Here is a 25,700-nt window from a genome sequence, read left to right as displayed (position 1 = left end):
GAGTTCGTGTCAACATCTCAGCGCAGTGGTTGATTGGCAGATTTGTTCGTGTTTCACACTCCAAATCTGACCTAATCAACTGTGCGGGGGTGTGAAGACGAACTCTTTTTTAGACTAGTCGAGTTCTTTCCCACTCCCAAAATAATATTTTCGTAGGAATTGGATATGAAGGACATTCCAAAGCATAGCATAGCTGATCGCCACTACAAAAGCTAAGCCATATTGCCAATTAAATTCCAACACAAGGCTAACAAAAAGGAATATTCCCAGAAGGACCAATAAAAAACTACTTGCCTTTTTCTTATCCCTCTTAAAATAAGCCAATAAGGCCTTATCAGGAAAAGCTTTCACTTCCTTGAACTGTTTGAAACTAGCACCAAGACTTGCTCCTGCCGCTCCTATAATTGCACCAAAATAATAGTGTGGAAGGACATAGACCGACAAATAAGCGACCGTAACATAGGCAAGCACCAACAAGGTATACATCAGTTTTTTCATGACCAACCTCCCTATCTATTTGTCTCCGTACCTATTTTAACATAAATTTTATCGCAAACACAAGTCAAAATAATCTACTATGGCAATTGACTTTCTAACTCAACTTCTGTCAAGAGCTTGCTATAATAATCCTGTTCATCAGCCAAAAGCGGGCTGTTGGGCAGCATTTTTTTAGCCTGAGCCAGAGATTTTTCAAGGCTTTGCTATAGAGCTTTCAGACAAGGAACTGAGGTGCAGGCAGCTAGAACAGCCTCTAGGCTGTTCTAGCTTGGAAATAAGACTTGCGAAACAAGTCACTTTCGTAGAGTACGGCAAGCTGAAAGTGACAATGTTTCAAAGCTAATTCAAATGATTATATCTCGAGTAATTCGTTATTGTACGTAGGCTGCAAGCACAAAAAAAGACTAGAAAACCTAGTCTTTCCTTGTTTTTTTAGCAATCTTATTCTTAGGAATTAGGGTCGTCCAAACTGCGACCATGCAAGCCTTTTTCACGTTGGACTTGACGAAGTTTCTCAGGTGTCACATCATTGCCGTCTTCATCGACGACCTTGATACCTTCGATGTGGGCACGCACACTACGGCGGTAGCCCTCGATGTACTCCTCACGAAGAGCCGCCTGTTCCTGCAACTCCTCCTCTGTCAAGCCTTCTGCTTTTTTCTTGCGGGCCAGTTCATTGATCCGATCGATTTTTGCTTGTTCCATGAATGCCTCCTACTTACTATTCAAGAGATTGAAGACTGCCACAGCACTTGCCTTATCCGCCAAGGCTTTCAAGAGAGCCAAGCGGTTGGCTTTGACTGCTGCATCCTCTGCCATGACCATGGTGTTGTCGAAGAAGGCCGCGATGACTGGGCTGAGAGCAAAGAGCTTGTCCAAGTTGCCTGCCATGTCTTCCGTCAATTCCAAGCTAGATACTGCTGCAGCAAGGGCTTTCTCCTGTTCATTTTCAAAGAGTGCCTCGTCAATCGCAGTTGCCTCCGCCTTTTCAGCCAAGTTGAAGACCCGTGACAAGTTTTCCACGGCTTCCTTGTAGTCAGCCTCTTTTGATTTTTGGAAAATAGCAGAGCTGGCTGCCAGTTGAAGTCTGACCACAAAGGTTGAGCTGGCAAGCACAGCCTCACGGATGTCTTTCGGAATCACCTTATCCATCATCTTCTCTACACGGGCACGGATAAAGTCCATAACAGCTGGCTGGTTGTCGTAAATCAAACTAGCAAAGTTCAAGCTGTAGAGCTCCGCAATCAACTCATCCAATGGAATTTCCCAACCAAAGTCTTCCAAGATTCGAACGATACCTTGCGTCGCACGACGAAGAGCGTAAGGATCGTTTGAGCCAGAAGGAATCAAGCCAACTGAGAAGAAGGATAGGAGGGTATCAAATTTATCAGCCAGTGCCAAGACCGCACCGACCTTGCTTTCAGGCAATTCGCCTTCTGCTGAGTTTGGTAAGTAGTGCTCACGGATTGCTGCTGCCACCGCAGGTTTTTCCCCTGCAAGAAGGGCATACTTCTCACCCATAATCCCTTGCAATTCATCAAACTCGCCGACCATACCTGTCAAGAGGTCAAACTTGTAGATGTCCGCTGCACGTGCCACATCTGCTTTTTCATCCGCAGACAAGCCTGCCAAGTCAGCCAGTTTTTCTGCGATAACCTTGGTACGTTCCATATGCTCATAGAGTGATCCGATTTTTTCATGGAAGGTCACGACTTTGAGGCGTTCCACCAAGTCAGCAATCTTGAGTTTTTGGTCTTCACGCCAGAAGAATTCGCCGTCTTCCAAACGAGCCACCAAGACTTTTTCATTCCCTTTGATGACATTGTCAAGGTACTGGTCATTCCCGTTACGGACGGAGATGAAGTTTGGCAAGAGTTTGCCAGCCTTATCACGCACCACGAAGTAACGTTGGTGATTTTTCATAGAAGTGACCAAAACTTCCTCTGGCACTTCCAGGTATTTGGTGTCAAAGGAACCCATGAAGGCAGTTGGGTACTCGACCAAGTTGAGAACTTCATTGAGTAGGTCTTCATCAATCTCAACTGTCACATTGTGTTTGTCCTCGATAGCCTTGATTTGCTCGACAATCATATTTTGACGCTCTGCGGGATCAGTGATAACAAACTGTGCACGCAAGTCAGCCTCGTAAGAATCTGCACTTGCAATTTCAGTTTCATTTCCAAGGAAACGATGACCACGGCTGATACGACCAGATGTAATGTCCAAGAAGTCCATATTCAATGTTTCATCGTCCAAGAGAACGGTCAAGGTGTGGACAGGACGGATGTAGGCGAATTTGTTGGAAGCCCAGTTCATGCTGACTGGGAAGGTCATAGCTTTCAAGACCTCTGGAATGCCCGCCAAGACTGCCTTGGCTGGCTGACCCGCTTCATGCTTGGTAACATAGACATACTCTTCTCCCTTGATCTCGCGGAATTCGATGTCAGCGGTCGTCAAGCCTTTACCACGGACAAAGCCTTCAGCAGCTTTAGTGAAGTTTCCGTCTGCGTCCAAGGCAATCTTCTTAGCAGGACCCTTGAAATCTTCTGTAAGATCAGTCTGCTGGTCTGCCAAACCACGGACACGAACAGCCAAACGGCGTGGCGTTGAAAAGACATCAATGCTGTCAAAAGCCAAGCGATTGTCTGTCAAAAAGGTCGCCATGCGGTCACGCAACTGGTACATGGCTGGGGTTACGATGTAGGCAGGAATTTCTTCCAAGCCAAGTTCAACAAGTAAATTCTTTGTCATTATTCTGCGTCCTCCTTCAACAATTCTGCTCGTGTGGCTTCATCTAAAAGTGGGAAGCCCAGTTTCTTGCGCTCTGCCACAAAGGTCTTGGCAACGACACGGGCAAGGTTACGGATACGGGCAATGTAGCCAGCACGCTCGGTTACAGACACAGCTCCACGGGCATCCAACAGGTTAAAGGTATGAGAGCATTTGAGTACATAGTCAAAGGCTGGATGAACCAAGCCCTCTTCCAAAGCCCGCTCTGCTTCTTTTTCAAACTTAGTAAAGTTTTCAAGAAGCATATCTTGGTCGGATACTTCAAAGGAATATTTTGAATGCTCATACTCTGGCTGGATAAAGATTTCACCGTATTTGACACCGTCTGCCCACTCGATGTCGTAAACTGAGTCAACCTCTTGGATATAGGAAGCCAAACGCTCCAAACCATAAGTTACTTCAGCTGTGACTGGACCAGTCGCCAAGCCACCAACCTGTTGGAAATAGGTAAACTGCGTGATTTCCATGCCGTCCAACCAAACTTCCCAGCCCAAACCAGCTGATCCTGTTGACGGATTTTCCCAGTTGTCCTCAACGAAACGAATATCGTGTTCCAAAGGATTGATGCCCAAACGCTCCAAAGACTCCAAGTAAAGTTCTTGGATGTTAGAAGGCGACGGCTTCATCACCACTTGGAATTGGTGGTGCTGATACAAGCGGTTTGGGTTTTCCCCGTAACGACCGTCAGCAGGACGACGGGATGGCTCCACATAAGCCGCATTCCATGGCTCAGGACCGATAGCACGCAAGAAAGTGTAAGGGCTCATGGTACCCGCACCCTTCTCCGTATCATAAGCCTGCATGAGCAAGCACCCCTGCTCATTCCAAAATTGTTGTAGGGTCAGGATAATTTCCTGAAAAGTAAGTTTTGTACTCAATTTTAATTCCTCACTTATCTCTCTTTCAAATATTTCAGTTTTTTTCAAATAGCCGTCTAGCTCTTCTCTAAAACTTTTCTTCATCAAATACTCTAAAACACTCTTTCTTCTATGAAATTGTCCGTTAATCTCTTCATTAAACCTGCTTAGCAGTATTTTATTAAATATGGTTATTATTTCAATAAGCTTTTCACAAAACGATCTACAATCAAATTCTTTTGTACTCAAGAAATCATCGCTTACAAAAATCAGTTCATCTGTAATCACATCTCCACCATGAACATATGCACATGATTCTTTGTACTCACTTTTAATTTTTGAATAATCATTCTGGGTTAGCACCTTCCGACCACTAGGACCATATTCAATTAAAAATTGTTCAAAAACTTGACTAGTAATATGATTTTGTTCAACTGTTGTACTCATTAATAATCTAAGGTAGTTTTCAATTAATGAGCGCTCATTGAAATAGAGATATCTTTTTTGTTTCTTTAACAAACTATCTATAATACAATATAAATCTGAGATCAGATTAAGGAAAAAATTTTTTTCTGTTTTAAGAATAAAACCCGATGTTATTTTAAAGAAAACAATAAATTTAGATAATTTAGTAATATGTCCTCTCACTACTTCATCTTCGATATCTAGATATTCTATATAGTTAGCGATAGAGTTCTTAACAAACTGCAAATCTTTTTGTGATAAAACATTTAAAGCCATTATATCCATCCATTTAATTGATTCTTACTATCATTGTTATGAAATTCAATTTTATGTTCAATAAAATCATAAATTAATCTAGTCTGTTTCGAACTTAATTCTTGCTTTAAGATTTCTCTAGTTAATCTGGCAACTAATAAAGTCCGTGATTTATACAAGTAGTCTTTTAATTCAAGGTTGAACACTTCTTTTATAAATTTTCTAATTTCATCATTTTTCTGAAAAATGACTTTCGATAAAATCAACTCACTAACTATCCCAATTACTTTATAAGAAGGTACTCTCGAATTCTTTAATTCATTACGAAAAATAAGAAACTTCTTATCCATTTAATGACTCCTCCAGTTCCGCACAAATTGCTTGAATGTCTTCTTTCGGTAGTTTATATTTCGTTGGTAATGTTCCTGATTTACCATTCTGAATATTATTAGCAATATTCAAAACAGAGTTGAACAAGTACAGATCTTGAACTTCTCTCTTACTCTCAAAATCATTTTTTAAATCTTGTTGCTTAGCCAGTTGGCTATCAAACATTGTATATATAAGACCCAAACATTTTAAATCAGTCTTTTTTTCTTCTTCAATAAGATTTTGGACAGCTGTCTGTAAAGAAGAAATGCCAACAATAGAATATCTATCAATCCTATTAGGAATCAGGTAATAATCCGATGCAATCAATGCACTATCTGTATAGATTGTTAAAGTTGGTGGACAATCTATAATGATTAAATCATAGATAGTTTTTAATGAATTTTCATCAATAAAATTGCTAAGTCTATTTACAAAAGTATGATTACTTGATCTGTTTACTAATACTAGATTTAAATCTCCACATATTAAATCCAGATTTTCTTTCAAATCTACTTTCAAATCTCCAATAGAGGGAATTGTATATTTTGAGCGCATATCAATTTGTGGAGTAAATAATTTATAAATAGTTTTATCTGCCTCTAATATGTCTTTATAAAAGTTATCTGTTTTATATTCATCTAAAAATGCCTGAGTAGCATTAAATTGAGGATCTGCATCAATAAATAGAATTTTTTTACCTGTATCTGCAAGATAATCAGCAACCCCTATACTAAGTGTTGTTTTACCAACACCGCCTTTCATATTAATAAATGATAGTACTTTGCCCATAGTATCCTCCTTTTATAGTTCTAATTTAATGAGCCGCTGGCACGGCTTCAACAAAGACAACTTGGTCAGCCAAATCTAAGTAGCTGCAAGTCATTTCTTCTAGGTCAGTTACCCATCTGTAAATACCAGCCTGGGCGGTTTCTTCACAGAAGGTTGGAAAATTGGTTCGTCCTTCCTGATGATTTCTCAGAATACTGACAAATTGCTCCTGGTCAGGCTGTTCAGCAACTGGACTGCTAACTTGATAGCCTGGACTGGTCAGAACTTGTCCGTCTGCATTCTCATAAGTAACCTGACCTGTTTGGACATTGACGGTATTGTTGACCATCCCCAGGTCTTTGAAATAAGCAATCAACTTGGGAAAGTCTGGCCCTGTAAACTGCTCGTGGCCTTTTTGAATGGTTTCTAAGGTAAACATTGTGATATTAAAACTCCTTTTCTAATATACCCTGAGCAATGAACCAGTCAAGCAGGGGCTGGTCTGTCTCACTGCTCTGCCATTTCCCATAAACCTCAAAAACCGCTTCAACACTGCCTAGAGTCTCGACCAGGCGATCAATGGTCAAAAAACTGCGCCAGTAATCATAGAAAATACTAGCGATCGAGCCTTCATAGGTCGCCTGCCCAAAGTCATTGAGGGAATGCCAGCCGTACTTGGCTTGAAAGAGTTTGACCAAAAGCTGATTAGCCTCTTTCTCGGCTTCAAATTCAGGCTCTGTCAGAAAGTAGCGTCGACTGATGTACTCGACCATGCCCTCTTCAAACCAAATGTAGCGGTCATAATCGTCAAAATCGTCCATAAACAACTCCGACCAGTGAGCGAGCTCGTGCGCAATAATCTGAAGGAGATGATTTTCTGTTAGGTTTTGGTAATGGCTGAGCAGCTCTGCTATTTCCCCAAAGCCCTCATAAGGAGCCAACTGCGCCACATACAGGTCTTGCCAAACCTGCAGGTCAGGTGTCATGACCAGGCGAATGTCATTGGTGTAGGCTGGTATGGGGATTTGGCGGATAATCTCTGTCGCACTCCGTCGGTTAGCCAGAATCATGACCCGGGGCAAGTCCTGCACAGCATAACGGTCTCGTAAAAAGGCAATGTAGTCGTTGAGACCTTGTTGGTGGCGTTCTAAAAAGGCTTGATAAGCTGTCAACTCATCGTCATTAGCAACCAAATAATTAACGTCCACGTCTTCCCTCCTCTCCAAATGTAAAAAGAACCCCATCCCACACACTCCTAGCTGACGCATAGGGGCGTTGAGAACGCGGTTCCACCCTAATTTATTACTTCATTTGTATGATTCTAATTGAGTCGGACATGGTCACGACTGGGAAAGCGCCAATTATTTCAAGACTGGCTTGGCTTTCACTCTCCCAAGCTCGCTAGACAGGCTTTTGAAACAACCTTCTTTCATGCTTAGTATTGTAGCAGAAAAATCAGCATTTGTCTAGAAAGACCACTATTTATCCGAACACAATCCCACTGACAAATCCTACAAGGCTATTGCTGGCCTATCGCAATCTAGTAGATATTTTTCTGGTACTACTCCCAAGAATTTTTCTGCGTGTTGACTGATAAAATCTAGGGCATTTTCCAAATCTTCTACTCTATCAGAATTGACCAACTCCATGACCAAGAAAGCATTCTTTGTCTCATCCGTAATCATAGTTCGCTCACCATCGCGCCAATTGAAACAGCGACAAACGGCACCTTTATCATCCTTATAGCAAACTTCACCTGGTAAAGTTGGATTATTGGTTTCATCACCAATGAGATAGAATTCATCCCCACCCTCAGTGACCGTTAGTTGGAGATTGCCTACAAATGTATCTAAATCTTCAGCACCACATGGAAGACCAAAACGTAAACTCGCCGCATTATAAATGTCCACTAATGGAGAAATTGTTGTGACTGGACGGTCACTAGTTGAACGTTTCAAAAGGGCTTCGATACTAGAACGCGCGCCTTTTTTTGTTTTAAATTTTTGATAGGCTTGACGATATGTACGAATGACCTCATTCTCACTAAAGGTATCTTCCGTAAGAAATTTCTGGGCAATTCCGTTGCTTTCTTCCAGTAATTTCACTAACTCATCAGGTGATTGTGCCGGCGTTTTATAATCTTTCAATAATAGAACTCCAATTTTTGCATCTGGAAATAGACTCCAAAAAGATGAATCAACAACAAATTGTGACATAGTCTCACTCCTTTTATAGAAAAATCAGCACCCTATGAACATCTTCTAAGACCTAACGACGTTCATAAAATGCTGTTGCATGACTACCCGGTGGCAGTGTTTATTTAATTAAATTTATTGTATAAAAATGCTTTAAATAAGTCAAGGACTATCTAAAATTTGAAAAAACACAGCTAAATAACTATCTATGACTAATCTTTCTCGTCAAGAAATCTCCAATAAACTGGATTACGAAGATGATAACTAAAATCAAAAGAGTTGCTAAAAAGGTCACATCATTATTATACCGTAGGTAGCCGTATGATAGCGCAACCTGTCCCAAACCACCTGCTCCGATAGCTCCTGCCATGGCTGTATAGCCGACCAAGGAAACCAGGGCAAAAGTCGTCACACGAATCAAGTCAGGCAGACCCTCACGCAGATAGACAAGGACAATATCCCAGAAAGTCGCACCTGATGCCTGAGCAGCCTCAATGACACCACGGTCCAATTCTGACAAGACCACTTCAACCTGACGTGCAAAGAAAGGAAAGACTGAAAGGGCGAGCGGCACCAAAGCCGCCTCTGTACCAATGGTTTTTCCAACAATAATTTTTGTCAAAGGAGCAATGGCCGCCAACAAAATAATGAAAGGAATGGCACGGAAGATAGAAGCTACCTTATCCAAAATCCAATAAACCGTCTTATTGGCAATAACCCCACGTGGACCTGTCAAAACCAAGAATAAACCAGACACCAAGCCCATAAATCCACCAAAAGTAAAGGAAACAAAGGTCATATAGAGGGTCAAATTAAAATGTGTTAACCAACCTGTCTGACCATCCCAGCCCAATTTATAAATATCTGGAAAATTCGTTTGAATCCATTCTAACATCTAGTTTGCTCCTTTCAAAATCGTCACTTCCACACGCGCCTCCGTCACTGCCTCAATCGCACGGTGCAACTGACCTGGTTCACCTGATAAGATCACCACCATCTCACCGACTGGCGTATGGTCCAAAATTTCAATATTGCCATAAAGAATATTGGCAGACACTTGATAGAATTTATATAAGTCATTCACAATTGCCGTATCCGTGTTGGAACCAGCATACTTAAGTTGCACCAAAATACTATTCTCAGGCAAATTCTGAACAATATCCTGCTGGTAAATTTTCACCAGGGCCTCATCAATTCCTGTTGCTGTTTTGATGAAATCCTGTGTCAATTCTTCTTTTGGATGAGAGAAGATTTCTAAAACTGAACCTTCTTCGATCAGGCGACCATCCTGCATGACCGCCACACGGTTACAAATGTCTTTTACAATCTGCATCTCGTGGGTAATCATAACAATAGTCAAGCCCAATTTTTCATTCAATTCCTGCAAAAGTGCCAAAATCTGCTTGGTCGTTTTCGGATCCAAGGCAGAAGTTGACTCATCTGAAATCAAGATTTTTGGGTCATTGGCCAAGGCACGCGCAATGGCAACACGTTGCTTTTGACCACCGGACAACTGAGCTGGATAGTTTTCAGCACGGTCGGAAAGCCCAACCAAGTCTAATAACTTAGCAACCTTTTCCTTTTTCTCTTCCTTGCTCAAACCCGAATGCTTAAGGGCAAAGGCGACGTTTTCTTCTGCCGTCATCTGAGCCATCAGATTGAAATGCTGGAAAATCATGCCAATCTCACGGCGTTTGCTTCGCAATTGAGCTGGGGTAAGTGTGACCTTTTCTCCCTCGTAAATTACATCCTCATCGATAGTAATTTTACCCGCAGACGGAACCTGCAATAAATTAATCACTCGAACAAGGGTAGATTTCCCTGCTCCAGAATAACCTACGATACCGTAAATATCCCCTTGATTGATATGGATGGTTACATCCTTAACCGCTTCGATTGTACGTTTTTTCTGCTGGAAAGTTACATCAATATTATCTAGCTTAATCATTTCCTTACTCATAACTTGCAATTAACTCCTCTACTAATTCAACATGGCTATAGTAGTCAGCGATGCTGACATTTTCATCACCTGCATGGTCGCGACTGTTGGCATTTCCTAGACCAAATCCTGCAATCGGCACACCTAGAGCATGAAAGACTGTGTGCATGGGTCCTGTCCCCGGTGACGTCGGCAAGACAGCAACTCCTTCTGGCGTCAACTTTTTAGCCAACTCAATCACATTGACAATGGCAGGGTGCGACATATCACTTCGGTAGCTCATCTCTCCTAGAGTGAAGACAACCTCAACTTTGTCAAAACCATGTTTGTCCAAATGCTGTCGAATCTTATCTAATACATCATGCGGCTCCAACCCAGGTACCAGACGGACTTCCATCTTAGCAGAAGCCTGAGCTGGTATGATGGTCTTGACACCTTGACCAAGATAGCCAGTTGACAAGCCTTCAATGGTAATCGATGGTTCAAAATACAAACGCTTCAGAAACTCACGACGATCTTCTACCAAGGTTGGAAGGGTTAGACCATAAATATCCGTCATAGACTGACTGGTAGCCAGTGCAAATTCTTCCACCAAGGCCAATTCACGCTCATTTGGCTCTTGCACTTGCTCGTAAATGCCATCTACCAGAATTTGCCCATCTGCAGCCCGCATGGATTGAAGTGCTGATAATAAATACCAGCTTGCCGAATCAATGACACCACCATAGGAAGAATGAATATCCAAGTCAGCTGATTTGACCTGAAGATCGAAGGTCACAATTCCTTTATTTCCCCCAGCAATTTCTAGCTGATGTAAGCTATTGCGATGCCCCTGCTCCCAGACCAGCAAATCAGCACCAATCAAGTGTTCCTTGTATTTTGAAAGGTATTTGTCCAAGTCGACAGAGGCTGACTCTTCTGCCCCCTCCATAATAAAGATGATATTAACAGGGAGCTGACCATCTTGTCTAGCCTGATATTTTTTCAGGGCAGATAAACGGGCTGTGATATGGCCCTTGTCATCGTCCACCCCACGACCATAGATATAGCCATCGGAAATGGTCAATTCGAAGGGGTTGCCCTTCTCCCAGACCTGATCAGCATCTGCAGGTACTGTATCATAATGATTGTAGAAAATCAATGTTTTCGCATCTGGAACCGATGCCTCAAACCTAGCCATGACAAAGGGTGCTGCATAACTATCATCCAAAACAACCTCTGCCCCAGCCTCTTCAAACATATCTTTCAAATAAGTCGCCACATCCAACAAACCAATCTGCTGAGCAAAAATAGATTTCTTTGAAATCAAGACCTTCAACTTTTCAAAATAGGTTTGAATAATCGCATCATTTTCAAATGTTTGAACTTTACTATCTACCATACTTTCTCCTCATACTCAATGAAATCAATCAAATCTACTAACCAAAATCAAATATTCTCCCACATTTCTGACTTTGGTTAAGAGATTTTTTCTTATCTCTATAAAAACAGATAGAGGGCTGAACAATTCTGCCCAGTCCTCAACCTATTTACATTTTACCAAACTGGCTCATCCATACCGTCTGAAGTCTCTTCAATAACTTTTTTCACTTCATCCGTGTGGTAGGCTTCGATAATTTTCTTAATCGCTGCTGCTTGCTCTGATTTTTCCCAATCGCTACGAGCTGCAATCAAGTTGTACCACTGTTTTGAATTTTCATCTTTTTGCTCTTTATAAAGGGCATTTTTGTAATCCAAACCAGCTTCCAACACAAATGTGTTGTTTACAACTGCTGCATCAACTGAGCTAAGTGAGCTTGCTGTTTGGCTTGCATCCAACTCAGTGATCTTCAAGTTTTTCTTGTTTTCAGTAATGTCAGCAATAGTTGCCAATTCTGTACCAGATACACCAACCTTGATCAAACCAGCTGCTTGAAGAAGGTAAAGAGCACGACTTTCGTTTGTTGGGTCGTTTGGAACCGCAATTTCTGCACCATCTGGAATTTCTTCCACTTTAGTGTACTTGTTTTTTCCATCAGCTGTACCTGAGTAAAGACGGATTGGTGCGATATAAGTATCCGCAATAGCAACCAAGTCTTCACCATTTTCTTGATTCCAGTTGTTCAAGAAGTTGTAGTGCTGGAATGCGTTGATGTCTACTTCATTTTCAGCAACTGCCTTGTTTGGTTGTGAGTAATCTGTAAATTGAGTGAACTCCAATTTCACTTCATCACCAAGAATTTTTTGAACTTTATCCCAACGAGCTTGCTCAGAATCGCTCAAACTCATCACACCCACACGAACAGTTGTTGCTGAAGAATCAGATGAAGAGCTAGAAGACGAGCTACCACATGCAGCAAGTACACCTACTGATAAAGCAGCTGTTGCCAAACTAAACAATTTTTTTAATTTCATAAAATGATCTCCTTAAATTAGAACTGTATCTATCTTAACACAGAATTTTCTTTCTGACTAATTGACTTTTTTTATAGAAAGTTATAACTTTTCGTTATAACAAATACCCTTGCAATTATAAGTATTGATAATAAAAAGAGGGATACCCCTCTTAAAATATATCTACTAAATACTGAAATAGGTCTCGATGTTGCTTACAATCATTGTATAAAAATTCTGGATGCCATTGGATACCAAACAAAGCTTGGTTCCCTCTACTTTCATAAGCTTCTATCGTGCCATCTCTAGGATCCAAACCTGTCGCCACCAGTCCTGGAGCCAATTCTTTGATTCGTTGCTGATGGAAGGAATTAATAGAGCTCCCTTGGGCAAACAGTTGACCGATTCGGCTTTTAGGTTTCACTTGTAAACGATGGGATGTCCCCGCAATACCATCTTGCCAATGATGAGCCACTTCCTGCTCTAAACTACCACCTAGAGCAACATTGAGCAACTGCATACCACGGCAAACGGCAAAAATAGGTTTTCCCTGACGAAGGGCTTCCTCAATCAAAGCCAGTTCAAATTCATCCCGTTCCAAGAGGTAATCATTACTATCAATCAAGCGTTCTTGACCATATAGACTGGGGTCTACATGCTGACCGCCTGATAAAATCAACTTATCAATCATGTTGATATAGTCCTTGGCTAAGTCAGGAGTTCCCATAGGAATAACCATTGGTACACCACCTGCCTGACGCACACCATCTGCCAATTCACTCGCAACGGTTACATAAGTTCTACCAGATTTAGTTGGAAATTCTTGCTTGTTTCCTGAAATTCCAATGATAACTTTTCCCATAAAAAGCCCCTTTCTTTCATTTTTTCAATTGTAGCATGGCTACCTAGCCCTGTCTAATATAGAAGTTTTATGGCTTGATAAAAAATAACTATCAGAACTACCTATAAACAATTGCTCACAAACAAGAGTTTTCCTTTAGCAGTTTCATAGATAAAATCTATACCATGCTTAAGAAAAAACTATACTGGAGCCAGCATAAAAAAGTCAAGCTTGATAAACAGGCGTTTTTTCAAGCTTTTATATAGAAGAAATATCAAAAAAGTAGCTCTCTTTCAATCTGTTATAGTCAAAAGTTATAACTCCCTCTAATTTTTTACAATTATACAAGAGTCGATTTTTCTGTTAGGATAGGGGCATAGAAATATTTTGGAGGAAAAACCATGACTACTACTATTATCGGCTTCCCACGTATCGGAGAACACCGTGAGTTAAAATTTATCACTGAAAAATACTTTAGAAATGAAATTCCACAAGAAGAGCTTTTGGAAGCAGCTAAAGACCTACGTGCTAAGCACTGGAATATTGTTAAAGAAGCAGGCATTACTGAAATCCCAAGCAACGACTTCTCCCACTATGACAATGTTTTGGATGCAGCTGTTCTCTTCAACATCGTACCTAAAGCAGTACAGAACCTTGACTTGACTGACCTTGAAAAATACTTCGCTCTTGCACGTGGTTATCAAGGAGAAAAAGGGGACGTTCGTGCTAGACCGATGAAAAAATGGTTCAACACCAACTACCACTATATCGTTCCAGCTATTGAAAAAGATACAGAAATCAAACTAGCCGGTCATAAGATTTTCGATGAATTCCAAGAAGCAAAGAACTTGGGCATCACAACTCGTCCAGTTTTGATTGGTCCATTCACACTCTTACAATTAACTGATTTTGAAGAAGGTTTAACTGCTACTGATTTCGCTGATAGCTTAGTTGCAGCCTACGGACAAGTCTTTGAGAAATTGGCAGAGCTTGGTGCTGAAAAAATCCAGCTGGACGAACCGAGCTTGGTCAAGGATTTGACTGCTGAAGAAAAAGCCCTTTTCCTACGTATCTACCAAACACTCTTGGCAGATAAGAAAGGTTTGCAAATCCTCATCCAAACCTACTTCGGTGATGTTCGTGATATTTACACAGAATTGACCAGCCTACCAGTTGATGCCATCGGTCTTGACTTTGTAGAAGGTAAGGAAACTGCTGCACTTGTTGCAACTGGTTTCCCAGCTGACAAGACCCTCTACGCTGGTATCGTCAACGGTAAAAATATCTGGCGCAACAACTACGAAAAGAGCCTAGCTGTTTTGGATGCTATTCCAGCTGAAAATGTCGTTATAACAACTTCTTGCTCCCTTCTTCATGTGCCTTTCACAACAGCAAATGAAGAATTTGAACCAGCTATCCTCAACCACTTTGCCTTTGCAGTTGAAAAACTGAGCGAATTGCGTGATTTGGATGCCATCCGTAACGGTCAAGGCGAAGTTGCTCTCACAGCTAACAAGGAACTCTTTGCCCTTGAGCGTGTTGGTCGTGATGCAGCCCTTTCAGACCGTCTTGCAGGACTGACAGACGCTGACTATACACGCCTACCAGTCTTTGCAGAGCGTGAAGCCATTCAACGCGAGAAGCTAAACTTACCACTTCTTCCAACAACCACTATCGGTTCCTTCCCTCAAACCAAGGAAGTCCGTAGCACACGCTTGGCCTTCCGCAAAGGAAACATCTCAGAAGAAGAATACGATGCATTTGTCAAAGCTCAAACAGATGAGTGGATCGCATGGCAGGAAGAAGTTGACTTCGACGTACTTGTACACGGTGAATTCGAGCGTAACGACATGGTAGAATACTTCGGTGAAAACCTGTCTGGCTACCTCTTCAGTAAAAACGGTTGGGTACAATCCTACGGTATGCGTGGAGTTAAACCACCAATTATCTGGGGTGATGTAACACGCTTGAACCCAATTACTGTTAAATGGTCTAGCTATGCTCAAAGCCGTACCAACAAACCAGTTAAAGGTATGTTGACAGGTCCTGTAACCATCCTCAACTGGTCCTTCCCACGTGAAGATATTTCTATCAAAGAATCAACCCTTCAAATTGCTCTTGCTATCAAGGAAGAAGTTCTTGACCTTGAAGCAGCAGGTATCAAGATTATCCAAATCGACGAAGCAGCCCTTCGTGAAAAACTACCACTCCGTCGTAGCGACTGGTACAGCGAATATCTTGATTGGGCAATCCCTGCCTTCCGTTTGGTTCACTCAACTGTTGCACCAGATACGCAAATTCACACTCACATGTGCTATAGCGAATTTACAGACATCATTCCTGCCATCGACAACATGGATGCGGATGTTATCTCCTTTGAAGCTAGCCGTTCAAATCTTGTTATTCTAGATGAACTCAAGGCTAAAAACTTCCAAACTCAGGTAGGTCCTGGTGTCTATGACATCCACTCTCCACGTGTCCCTGCCGTTGATGAAATTGCACACACCATTCAAGCCATCCTTGCTAAAGTACCGAAAGAAAAAGTTTGGATTAACCCAGACTGCGGACTCAAGACTCGTGGCGAATCAGAAACAAAAGCTAGTCTTATCCACTTGACTCAAGCAGCTAAGGCAGCCAGAAAGGAACTCTAATTTATGATCGGTCAAACCCCAAGTCTCTCATTTGAAATTTTTCCTCCAAAACCAGCAGTAGGCAATGAAAAGATTATCCAAACTCTCGATGAGATGCAAGGTTTGGCCCCTCATTTTATCAGTGTTACATGCAGCAATAACAATTTGAACGTAGAAGAGACTACTGTCAAGTTAGCTAACCATGTTCGCAATGAATTGCATATTCCAACTATTGCACATTTGCCAGCTGCTTACTTGACAAAAGAAAAGGTCCGATCCGTTCTTCATTCTCTCGATGAAATTGGTGTACATCAGATTTTAGCACTTCGTGGCGATATTATTGAAGGTCTTCCCCCTAAAGAGGACTTCCAGTATGCAACTGACTTGATTTCCTTTATCAAGGAAGAAGCCCCACATTTTGACATTATTGGAGCCTGTTATCCAGAAGTACATCCAGAATCACCAAATTCTGTCTCAGACATCAAAAATTTGAAAAAGAAAGTTGATGCCGGTTGCTCAACCTTGGTAACTCAACTCTTCTTCGATAACGAAGCATTTTATAACTTTCAGGAGAAATGTTCTCTAGCAGACATCGAAGTGCCTATTATCGCAGGTATTATGCCTATCATCAACAGGAATCAGGCACTTCGACTCTTGAAAACTTGTGAGAATATCCGCCTCCCTCGTAAGTTTAAAGCTATTTTAGAAAAATATGAGCACAATCCTGAATCTCTTCGAGCAGCAGGTCTGGCCTATGCTGTAGATCAAATTGTTGACCTAGTGACCAATGATGTGGCTGGTATCCATCTCTACACTATGAACAATGTCGAAACAGCCCGCACCATCCATCAGGCAACTCATTCGCTATTCAAACATTATAGTTAGAAAACTCCCCCTGAGCCCAAGCTCAGGGGTTATTCTATGCCCTGTGACTCCCAAAGACTACATGATAAATTTTTCACCCCATCATGACATTAATCCAGCAGATGTCTAGGTATGTGACATCTTGCTTACAATAACAAACAGCCATTTAAAATACAGTCACAAGGAGTAAAAATGGCACTAAGAGGAGACAGAGAAGCGACGAAATGGAAAAATAAACTCCATCCGTTTTCAAATTACAACGTTCACGACAGTATTTTATTAACTGAAACACAGTGATTTACATAAATTTTGATAGCAAATAAAAAAACTGACCTTCAAATGAAGATCAGTTCAAGGATAATAAACAGATTACAAGATAGCTAGAATGATGAAATTCAGAATAAATAGAGCTGTGGCACCCCAAAGGATTGGATGAATTTCTTTAGCCTTACCTGTCGAAACTTTTACCAAGCAATAGAAGATAAAGGCTGCTGCAATACCGTAAGAGATAGAGAAGCAAAGCGCCATGAAGAAGGCGGCAAAGAAGGCTGGAAGAGCGTCTTCAAACTGGCTCCAATCAACATCAAGGAAGGATGAAACCATCATGACACCGACGATAATCAAGGCTGGAGCTGTTGCAGCATTTGGCACAATTCCAATGAATGGTAAAATCAAAATTGATAGCAAGAAGAGAACGGCTGTTGTAACAGCTGTCAGACCAGTACGACCACCTGCAGAGATACCTGCAGCCGATTCAACATATGTCGTTGTATTTGACGTACCAAATAGTGCACCGATAGAGGTACCAATCGCATCTGCAAAGAGCGCCTTGTCCATCTTAGAGTTAAAACCTGTACCATTTTCGAGAGCTTTTTCATCTTCTTCTGAGAAAATACCAGTCTTACGACCTGTACCGATAAAGGTACCAAGTGTGTCAAAGGTATCTGACAAGCTGAATGCAAAGATAGTCATCAAAACAAGTGGTAGACGGCTTGAGTCAGCAAAGAGCGAAGATAGACCATCAAAAGCCGCTAGGAAAGTTGTACCAAGCTCCGCAAAGGCTGTACCGATATTGTTATTTGCAAAGTCAATTGTAGAAAGGTCTACAACACCTGCTGGAATACCTGCCAAAGTTGTTGCGATGATACCAATCAAAATCGCACCACGCACGTTCTTAATAACCAAAACAGCTGTCAAGAGGAGACCGAACACTGTCAAGAGAACACTTGGATCAGTAAAGGTTGAAATACCAGGTACGACACCACCACCAGCAAAAACTGAGAAAACACCGTTTGAAAATGTTTCTGCTGTTGCATCTGCCGGAGCAACACCATTTACAGTAATAATATCTGAACCAGATGTCAAGAAGGTGATTAAATTAGAGTTTTTAAAACCAAGATAGGCAACGAATACACCGATACCACCACCGATGGCATGTTGTAAACTAACTGGAATCGCCTTGATAATACTCTTACGAACCTTTGTAACTGTGATAAAAACGTTAAACAAACCGCAGAGGAAAACCATTGCCAAAGCTTCTTGCCAAGTAAAACCAAGACCAATAACCACTGTATAAGTAAAGAAGGCATTCAACCCCATACCTGGTGCCAAGGCGTAAGGTACGTTAGCAAATAATCCCATAACAAGCGTTGAAACTGCACTGGCAATTATTGTCGCCAAGAAAACAGCCTGTGTTGGCATTCCAGCAACGCTTAACACACTAGGGTTAACAAACAAGATATATGACATGGCAAAGAAAGTCGTAAGTCCTGCCATAATTTCTGTTGAAACCGTCGTTCCATGTTCTTTCAATTTAAAAAATTGATCCATTTTTTTCATTTCTCCTTTTAATTTACGAACGATAAAAACATTATAATCAAAAAACATTCTAATTTCAAGTTTTTTAATCTTGAAAACGTTATTTTATTGATTTTCAACTTAAAATATTCGCAAATACCGAACATTACAAACTTGCGAAAAAATCCATACAAAATTATTTGCTGCTTTGCTTTTATTATCTCCTTTTGTTATACTGGAAGTTATTAGTTCAAGATGTGGCTACCTACAAGTACTATTCTTTGACGCATAAAACAATTTCTCAGCAATCTAGCTACTAGCTAAACATTATTCACTATTAAAACTAGTATAACAACTCTAGAAAGGAATGCTATTAAATATGAAGAAAAAAATCATAGCTATCGATTTGGACGGCACATTGCTCAATAATGATAGCCAATTATCTGATTATACCATCTCAACTATAAAGAAGGTCCGCCAAGCAGGACACACCGTTCTTATCGCCACAGGTCGCCCCTATCGAATGGCTGAAAAATTTTACCAACAACTAGAACTGGATACTCCCATGATTAATTTCAACGGTTCTTTAGTTCACATCCCTGGAAAGAAATGGCAATGGGAACAAAATATTTTAATCGACAAAAAATACCTACTCGAATTTCTAAAAGAAGAAGAAACATTCGAGGCAGATTTTATTGCTGGTGAATACAAGAATAAATTCTACATCACTCAAAACAACTTAGATAAGATTGATCCTGCTCTGATGGGGGTTGAACAGATTACTCCAGATACACTCATCAAACCTGAATTAATCACTAGTGATCCTCATTCCATCCTTATGCAGACTCGTGCAACTGATAAGTACGAACTTGCAAAAGAAATGAATGCCTATTTCAAAGATGAGTTAGAAATCAATACGTGGGGCGGACCATTAAATATCCTCGAAACTTGTGCAAAAGGCGTCAATAAGGCAACCGCTTTGAGCTATGTTCTTAACCTCTACCAAGCCACTCCTAGCGACTTAATTGCCTTCGGCGATGAGCACAACGATGTTGAGATGCTAGACCTAGCAGGAACAGCCTATGCCATGAAAAATTGTAGCGATACACTTCGTCCACATGCCGACAGATTGACAGCATTTGCTAATTTTGAAGATGGTGTCGCACGTGAACTAGAGAACCTATTTTTATAGACATCAAAAACCTGATAAACTGTCAGGTTTTTGTCATATTCGTTGCATATTTTTATCACTTTTCTGAAACCAACTTATGAAAAATTTCGGAAATATTTTGCACTTTTAACATAATTCCTCTTGACAAAACCACTGAAAACGTTTTATAATGTTACAGTTCGAACATGAAAGCCCATTCAACGGTTTTTACATGAACAAGAAAAATTTAGGAGGATCAATAATGAGTATTGGAATCATTATTGCAAGTCATGGCGAATTTGCTGCTGGTATTCATCAGTCAGGTTCAATGATCTTTGGCGAACAAGAAAAAGTACAAGTTGTTACTTTTATGCCAAGTGAAGGTCCAGATGATTTATACGCTAAGCTAAATGCTGCCGTGGACGCATTCGATGCCGATGATGAAGTTTTGGTTTTGGCTGACCTTTGGAGTGGTTCACCATTCAACCAAGCAAGCCGTGTAGCTGGTGAAAATCCAGATCGTAAGTTTGCTATCATCACCGGTCTAAACTTGCCAATGCTTATCCAAGCTTACACAGAGCGTATGATTAACGCTGCTGCTGGCGTGGAAGAAGTTGCGGCAAACATTATCAAGGAAGCCAAAGATGGTATCAAAGTTCTTCCAGAAGAACTTCAACCAGCTGAAGCTACTCCTGTTGCCGATGCTGCTCCTGTTGCACTACAAGGTGCTATCCCTCCAGGTACTGTTATCGGTGATGGCAAGTTGAAAATCAACTTAGCCCGTATCGACACTCGTCTCTTGCACGGTCAAGTGGCGACTGGTTGGACTCCTGCTTCCAAAGCAGATCGTATCATCGTTGCATCAGATACAGTTGCCAAAGATGAATTGCGTAAACAACTCATCAAACAAGCTGCACCTGGTAACGTAAAAGCGAACGTTGTCCCAATCAAGAAATTGATTGAGGTTTCTAAAGATCCTCGATTCGGTAACACTCACGCCTTGATTCTTTTCGAAACTCCTCAAGAAGCTCTTGAAGCAATTGAAGGTGGTGTTGAAATCAAAGAATTGAACGTTGGTTCTATGGCTCACTCAACTGGTAAAACAATGGTTAACAACGTATTGTCAATGGACAAAGATGACGTTGCAACCTTTGAAAAATTGCGTGACCTTGGCGTTGAATTTGATGTGCGTAAAGTACCAAACGATTCGAAGAAAGACTTGTTTGAACTTATCAACAAGGCAAACGTTCAATAAATCGATCTGTTAGTATAGAAAGGATTACAACATGTCAGATATTACACTTATTTCTGCAATTCTCGTTGTCATCGTTGCCTTCTTCGCTGGTCTTGAAGGTATCCTTGACGAATTCCAATTCCATCAACCATTGGTAGCTTGTACCCTTATCGGTCTTGTGACTGGTAACTTGGCTGCAGGCGTTATGCTTGGTGGTTCTCTACAAATGATTGCACTTGGTTGGGCAAACATTGGTGCAGCTGTTGCTCCTGACGCTGCTCTTGCTTCTGTAGCTGCTGCAATCATCATGATCAAAGGTGGCGACTTCTCAACTGAAGGTATTGCCGTTGCAACAACAACTGCTATCCCTCTTGCCGTAGCTGGTCTTTTCCTTACAATGATCGTTCGTACTATCTCAGTCGGTCTTGTACACGGTGCAGACAATGCTGCTAAAGATGCAAACTTTGCTGCGGTAGAACGTTACCACTTGTTCGCTCTTCTTCTTCAAGGATTGCGTATCGCAATCCCTGCAGCACTTCTACTTGCAATGCCAGCTGAAGCTGTTCAATCTGTTCTTGAAGCAATGCCAGAATGGCTCAAAGGCGGTATGGCTGTCGGCGGTGGTATGGTTGTTGCCGTAGGTTATGCTATGGTTATCAACATGATGGCAACTCGTGAAGTATGGCCATTCTTCGCACTTGGTTTTGCCTTTGCTGCTATCAGCCAATTGACACTTATCGCACTTGGTGTTATCGGTGTTGCAATCGCGCTTATCTACCTCAACTTGTCAAAACAAGGCGGATCAGGTAACGGTGGTGCTTCATCTAACGACCCAATCGGCGACATCCTTGAAGACTACTAAGAGAAGGGAGATTCATCATGTCAGAAAAAATTCAACTTTCCGTAAGCGATCGTAAAAAAGTTTGGTGGCGTTCAACCTTCCTTCAAGGTTCATGGAACTATGAGCGTATGCAAAACTTAGGTTGGGCTTATGCAATGATCCCAGCTATCAAAAAACTTTACACTAAAAAAGAAGATCAAGCTGCTGCTCTTGAGCGCCACTTGGAATTCTTCAACACACACCCATACGTTGCTTCACCAATCCTTGGCGTAACTCTTGCCCTTGAAGAAGAGCGTGCTAATGGTGCTGAAATCGATGACACAGCTATCCAAGGTGTGAAAATCGGTATGATGGGACCTCTTGCTGGTATCGGTGACCCAGTCTTCTGGTTTACTGTTCGTCCAATCCTTGGTGCCCTTGGTGCTTCACTTGCACAATCTGGAAATATCATGGGACCAATCATCTTCTTCCTTGGTTGGAACGCAATCCGTATGGCCTTCCTATGGTACACACAAGAATTTGGTTACAAAGCTGGTAGCGAAATCACTAAAGACATGTCTGGTGGTATCCTTCAAGACATCACTAAAGGTGCTTCAATCCTTGGTATGTTCATCCTTGCCGTTCTTGTTCAACGCTGGGTATCTATTACTTTCGCTGTAAATCTTCCTGCTAAACAATTGTCAGAAGGTGCTTACATCGTCTTCCCAGAAGGTACTGTTACTGGTGCTGAGTTGAAAGGTATTCTTGGTCAAGCTCTTAGCGGACTTAGCCTTGAACCAACTCAAGCTCAAACATTACAAGGTCAGTTGGACAGCTTGATTCCTGGTTTGATGGGACTTCTCCTTACTTTCCTCTGCATGCACTTGCTTAAGAAGAAAGTAACACCAATCACAATGATTATCGGTCTCTTCATCGTAGGTATTCTTGCTCGTTTCTTCAACATTATGTAATCAAGGACCCCGCTCTTGCGGGGTTTTATGATATAATGAATATCTAGGGAGAGAGCACTATGGCACAATCACAAAATACAAGCGTTGAACTACAAACCACAGGGGTTTCTTACATGGGCTTTGGTGGCAAGGTTGGTAAATTTCTAATTGGTGACAAGGCACTTGAATTCTACCCAGATAGCAACGTTGAGCGTTATATCCAGATTCCTTGGTCAGAAATGACTAGCATTGGCGCAAACGTTTCTGGCAAAGCAATCAGCCGTCATTTTGAAATTTATACAGAAAAAAGTCGATTCTTGTTTGCATCTAAAGATTCTGGTAAGATTCTTAAAATTGCTCGTGAGCATATTGGCAATGAAAAAGTTGTGAAATTACCGACTCTTATGCAAACAATCGGCAGAAAAATTTCGAATCTATTTGCCAAAAAATAAAAATTCAAGTATAATAGTAGATACGGATAAGTAGCATCTGGCTCCTTCCAGAAAGTCTGCGGTCGCTGTGAGCAGATAGGAAAAAGTTGTGAAATTCTACCGTTATGAAATTATCAAAATACAATCAAGTGCACAGAATGTGAAGCTGGATGGAACCGCGGTAAATATCGCTCCAGCATCTCTCATTCTGTGTTTTTTATTCTAAAGGAGACATCTATGCTAGATATCAAACGTATTCGTACAGATTTTGACGGAGTGGCTGCCAAATTAGCTACTCGTGGTGTGTCTGCCGAAACCTTGGCAGACATCAAGGAATTGGATGCAAAACGCCGTGAAATCTTGGTTACTGTAGAAGAATTAAAAGCTGAACGTAACACAGTTTCAGCAGAGATTGCCCAAGCAAAACGCAACAAGGAAAATGCTGACGACAAGATTGCTGCCATGCAAAAACTGTCTGCCGATGTAAAAAACTTGGATGCTGAACTCTTGGAAATTGATGAAAAACTAAATGCCCTCCTTGCAGTTCTTCCAAATACACCGCACGACTCTGTCCCTGTTGGTGCAGATGAAGAAGAAAACGTGGAAGTTCGCCGCTGGGGCACACCTCGTGAATTCACTTTCGAGCCAAAAGCTCACTGGGATTTGGGCGAAGACCTAGATATTCTGGACTGGGAACGTGGCGCAAAAGTAACTGGTGCACGCTTCCTCTTCTACAAGAACTTGGGTGCTCGCTTAGAACGTGCCCTCTACAACTTCATGTTGGACGAGCATATCGCAGAAGGCTACCAAGAGATCATCACACCTTACATGGTCAACCACGACTCTATGTTCGGTACAGGTCAATATCCTAAGTTCAAGGAAGATACCTTTGAGTTGGCAGACACCAACTTCGTCCTCATCCCAACTGCGGAAGTGCCGTTGACCAACTACTACCGCAACGAGATTCTGGAAGAAAAAGACCTGCCAATCTACTTCACAGCCATGAGCCCATCTTTCCGTTCTGAAGCTGGTTCTGCCGGTCGTGACACCCGTGGTCTTATCCGCCTTCACCAATTCCACAAGGTTGAAATGGTCAAATTTGCCACACCAGAACAGTCTTACGATGAATTGGAAAAAATGACCGCAAACGCAGAAAATATCCTTCAAAAATTAGGCTTACCATACCGCGTTTTGGCCCTCTGTACAGGCGATATGGGCTTCTCAGCTGCTAAGACCTACGACTTGGAAGTCTGGATTCCTGCCCAAAATGCCTACCGTGAAATTTCAAGCTGTTCCAACACAGAAGATTTCCAAGCTCGTCGCGCCCAAATCCGCTACCGCGATGCTGCTGACGGTAAAGTCAAATTGCTCCACACCCTCAACGGTTCTGGTCTAGCGGTTGGTCGTACAGTGGCTGCCATCCTTGAAAACTACCAAAACGAAGATGGTTCTGTCACCATTCCAGAAGTTCTCCGTCCATACATGGGTGGGGTTGATGTTATTAAGCCTTAGGAGTAGGAAGATGAAAAAGAAATAGTATAAGGACAAAAGTCATGGTGAACTGGCTGGCGTTATCGCAGGTCTTTATGACTACTTTGACCTATATGAAAACTACGGTTGGAAATTAGAGAGTGTTCGTTTGGTGGTCATTATATTAGCTATTGTAACCAACCTACCCTTTCTAACTGCCTACATCATTCTGGCTATACTTTTACCAGACAAGTCTGAACTCAACTAAAGCATAGCAAAAGACGACTCCTTCTAGGAGTCGCTTTTTTATAGATAATAGAAAATAGTGGCAATCAGATTGTTTACCAAGTGCACTGCAATCGGGTAAATCAAATAGCCTGTTTTATGATAGAGAGTTGACAAAATGATACCACTCCCCGCATAAATCAACCATGAACCGATGTCCGTTGGTCCATGAAGCAATCCAAAAAGGAGGCTTGAGGCAATGATTCCTAAAATGGCATGATGACCAAATAATTTTTTGAAAAAGTAGCCGCGTAGCATAACTTCCTCTCCAACGGCTGGTAAAAATGCCGTTGTTAAAATTGCCAACCAAAACGGAACTCCTTTCAAGGATTCCATAATCAGGGTCTCATTGACAGTTGTTTCTGCTCCTTGTAACTCTAGTAGAAACGAGCCAGCCATATCCGTCAACTGCATGATGGCAAAACTCAGAATGACGAGAGCCATTCCATCCCAAGAAAGAATCTTGGAATCCCAAACGGGTAAGCTATTTTTCTCAGCTCGCCACCAGAAGAACCCCACAATTCCCACTGTCACAAGCCCCGTTATCAGCAGAACAGGTTGCGACTTGGACTCTTCTAAAATCAAATCCGGGATGACGAAAATCATTAAAAAACCAAAAACTCTCAATAAAATCCATATCTTCCGACCAAGCCACTCTAAACCTTGACTTAATTTTTCCATACTATTCTCCTTTTGCTCCCTGATTCTTGTCTCTA

Annotated in this window: 24 protein-coding genes and 1 pseudogene; 9 read left to right on the top strand and 16 right to left on the bottom strand. The window is 41.6% G+C overall.

Annotation, left to right across the window (positions count from 1 at the left end; translation table 11 throughout):
- Nucleotides 1–114: 114 nt before the first annotated feature.
- The 14 genes from ODU41_RS01345 to ODU41_RS01280 all read right to left on the bottom strand — a co-directional run bounded on the left by ODU41_RS01345 (nt 115) and on the right by ODU41_RS01280 (nt 13,374).
- Nucleotides 115–498: a hypothetical protein gene (locus tag ODU41_RS01345; RefSeq protein ID WP_398578567.1), complete on the bottom strand. Its 384-nt coding sequence runs from the start codon at nt 496–498 to the stop codon at nt 115–117.
- A 447-nt stretch (nt 499–945) separates the two neighbouring features.
- Nucleotides 946–1,203: a DUF896 family protein gene (locus ODU41_RS01340; RefSeq protein ID WP_002939394.1), complete on the bottom strand. Its 258-nt coding sequence runs from the start codon at nt 1,201–1,203 to the stop codon at nt 946–948.
- A 9-nt stretch (nt 1,204–1,212) separates the two neighbouring features.
- A complete protein-coding gene (gene glyS / locus ODU41_RS01335) occupies nt 1,213–3,249 on the bottom strand; it encodes a glycine--tRNA ligase subunit beta (protein WP_398578566.1) in 2,037 nt (678 codons plus the stop codon).
- Nucleotides 3,249–4,166 (bottom strand): glycine--tRNA ligase subunit alpha, encoded by a 918-nt coding sequence (gene glyQ / locus ODU41_RS01330; RefSeq protein WP_105095607.1) that lies wholly within the window; start codon nt 4,164–4,166, stop codon nt 3,249–3,251. Before glyQ ends, glyS begins: the two co-directional genes overlap by 1 nt.
- A gap of 719 nt (nt 4,167–4,885) precedes the next feature.
- The gene (locus ODU41_RS01325; protein ID WP_398578565.1) at nt 4,886–5,215 is read right to left on the bottom strand and encodes a hypothetical protein; all 330 of its coding nucleotides are present in this window, start codon (nt 5,213–5,215) and stop codon (nt 4,886–4,888) included.
- The gene (locus ODU41_RS01320) at nt 5,208–6,026 is read right to left on the bottom strand and encodes a ParA family protein (protein WP_105095575.1); all 819 of its coding nucleotides are present in this window, start codon (nt 6,024–6,026) and stop codon (nt 5,208–5,210) included. The genes ODU41_RS01325 and ODU41_RS01320 overlap by 8 nt, the downstream gene beginning before the upstream one ends.
- Before the next feature lie 25 nt (nt 6,027–6,051).
- On the bottom strand, nt 6,052–6,444 hold the full coding sequence (locus tag ODU41_RS01315; RefSeq protein ID WP_105095576.1) for a DUF1398 domain-containing protein: 393 nt from the start codon (nt 6,442–6,444) through the stop codon (nt 6,052–6,054).
- 7 nt (nt 6,445–6,451) lie between these two features.
- Nucleotides 6,452–7,213, bottom strand: coding sequence for an elongation factor Tu (locus ODU41_RS01310; protein ID WP_398578563.1), 762 nt, complete (start codon nt 7,211–7,213; stop codon nt 6,452–6,454).
- A 303-nt stretch (nt 7,214–7,516) separates the two neighbouring features.
- Entirely contained in the window at nt 7,517–8,221 is a 705-nt protein-coding gene (locus ODU41_RS01305) for a B3/4 domain-containing protein (RefSeq protein ID WP_012027675.1), read from the bottom strand.
- A gap of 181 nt (nt 8,222–8,402) precedes the next feature.
- A complete protein-coding gene (locus ODU41_RS01300) occupies nt 8,403–9,095 on the bottom strand; it encodes a methionine ABC transporter permease (RefSeq protein WP_398578562.1) in 693 nt (230 codons plus the stop codon).
- Nucleotides 9,096–10,160 carry a methionine ABC transporter ATP-binding protein gene (locus ODU41_RS01295; protein ID WP_099833088.1) on the bottom strand — a complete coding sequence of 355 codons (1,065 nt, stop codon included), beginning with the start codon at nt 10,158–10,160 and terminating at the stop codon, nt 9,096–9,098. It abuts the gene before it with no gap.
- Nucleotides 10,153–11,520 carry a M20/M25/M40 family metallo-hydrolase gene (locus ODU41_RS01290; RefSeq protein ID WP_398578561.1) on the bottom strand — a complete coding sequence of 456 codons (1,368 nt, stop codon included), beginning with the start codon at nt 11,518–11,520 and terminating at the stop codon, nt 10,153–10,155. The genes ODU41_RS01295 and ODU41_RS01290 overlap by 8 nt, the downstream gene beginning before the upstream one ends.
- Before the next feature lie 155 nt (nt 11,521–11,675).
- Entirely contained in the window at nt 11,676–12,533 is an 858-nt protein-coding gene (locus ODU41_RS01285; protein WP_014638547.1) for a MetQ/NlpA family ABC transporter substrate-binding protein, read from the bottom strand.
- Between the two features lie 151 nt (nt 12,534–12,684).
- Nucleotides 12,685–13,374 (bottom strand): gamma-glutamyl-gamma-aminobutyrate hydrolase family protein, encoded by a 690-nt coding sequence (locus tag ODU41_RS01280; protein WP_398578560.1) that lies wholly within the window; start codon nt 13,372–13,374, stop codon nt 12,685–12,687.
- A gap of 380 nt (nt 13,375–13,754) precedes the next feature.
- On the opposite strand from ODU41_RS01280, the gene metE reads away from it, so the two are divergent.
- Nucleotides 13,755–16,004 (top strand): 5-methyltetrahydropteroyltriglutamate--homocysteine S-methyltransferase, encoded by a 2,250-nt coding sequence (gene metE / locus ODU41_RS01275; RefSeq protein WP_398578559.1) that lies wholly within the window; start codon nt 13,755–13,757, stop codon nt 16,002–16,004.
- Nucleotides 16,005–16,007: 3 nt separating this feature from the next.
- Nucleotides 16,008–16,868, top strand: coding sequence for a methylenetetrahydrofolate reductase [NAD(P)H] (metF, locus tag ODU41_RS01270; protein WP_398578558.1), 861 nt, complete (start codon nt 16,008–16,010; stop codon nt 16,866–16,868).
- 348 nt (nt 16,869–17,216) lie between these two features.
- On the opposite strand, the gene ODU41_RS01265 is transcribed toward metF, so the two are convergent.
- Nucleotides 17,217–18,677, bottom strand: coding sequence for an NCS2 family permease (locus ODU41_RS01265; RefSeq protein ID WP_024400942.1), 1,461 nt, complete (start codon nt 18,675–18,677; stop codon nt 17,217–17,219).
- 346 nt (nt 18,678–19,023) lie between these two features.
- Here ODU41_RS01265 and ODU41_RS01260 point away from each other — a divergent pair, with 346 nt between their 5' ends.
- From ODU41_RS01260 to ODU41_RS01230, 7 genes and pseudogenes are all read left to right on the top strand, one after another.
- Entirely contained in the window at nt 19,024–19,836 is an 813-nt protein-coding gene (locus tag ODU41_RS01260; RefSeq protein WP_249547428.1) for a Cof-type HAD-IIB family hydrolase, read from the top strand.
- A 220-nt stretch (nt 19,837–20,056) separates the two neighbouring features.
- Complete coding sequence (locus tag ODU41_RS01255) at nt 20,057–21,049, top strand: PTS sugar transporter subunit IIB (RefSeq protein ID WP_014638554.1); 993 nt, start codon at nt 20,057–20,059, stop codon at nt 21,047–21,049.
- A 31-nt stretch (nt 21,050–21,080) separates the two neighbouring features.
- Nucleotides 21,081–21,890: a PTS mannose/fructose/sorbose transporter subunit IIC gene (locus ODU41_RS01250; RefSeq protein ID WP_024414514.1), complete on the top strand. Its 810-nt coding sequence runs from the start codon at nt 21,081–21,083 to the stop codon at nt 21,888–21,890.
- A gap of 17 nt (nt 21,891–21,907) precedes the next feature.
- Entirely contained in the window at nt 21,908–22,819 is a 912-nt protein-coding gene (locus ODU41_RS01245; protein ID WP_024408274.1) for a PTS system mannose/fructose/sorbose family transporter subunit IID, read from the top strand.
- A gap of 59 nt (nt 22,820–22,878) precedes the next feature.
- Complete coding sequence (locus tag ODU41_RS01240; protein WP_012027688.1) at nt 22,879–23,250, top strand: DUF956 family protein; 372 nt, start codon at nt 22,879–22,881, stop codon at nt 23,248–23,250.
- A gap of 216 nt (nt 23,251–23,466) precedes the next feature.
- Nucleotides 23,467–24,741, top strand: a complete 1,275-nt coding sequence (gene serS, locus ODU41_RS01235) for a serine--tRNA ligase (protein WP_398578557.1) — start codon at nt 23,467–23,469, stop codon at nt 24,739–24,741.
- A 37-nt stretch (nt 24,742–24,778) separates the two neighbouring features.
- A pseudogene (locus ODU41_RS01230) lies at nt 24,779–24,967 on the top strand (PspC domain-containing protein); the annotation flags it as partial.
- A 38-nt stretch (nt 24,968–25,005) separates the two neighbouring features.
- Here ODU41_RS01230 and ODU41_RS01225 read toward each other — a convergent pair.
- A complete protein-coding gene (locus tag ODU41_RS01225) occupies nt 25,006–25,665 on the bottom strand; it encodes a CPBP family intramembrane glutamic endopeptidase (protein ID WP_238600096.1) in 660 nt (219 codons plus the stop codon).
- Nucleotides 25,666–25,700: the final 35 nt, after the last annotated feature.

Source organism: Streptococcus sp. 2022WUSS083, from assembly GCF_044427155.1.
Lineage (GTDB): Bacteria > Bacillota > Bacilli > Lactobacillales > Streptococcaceae > Streptococcus > Streptococcus hashimotonensis.
Note: the sequence above shows the minus strand (reverse complement) of the source record. Positions and strands in the feature narration are given on the sequence as shown.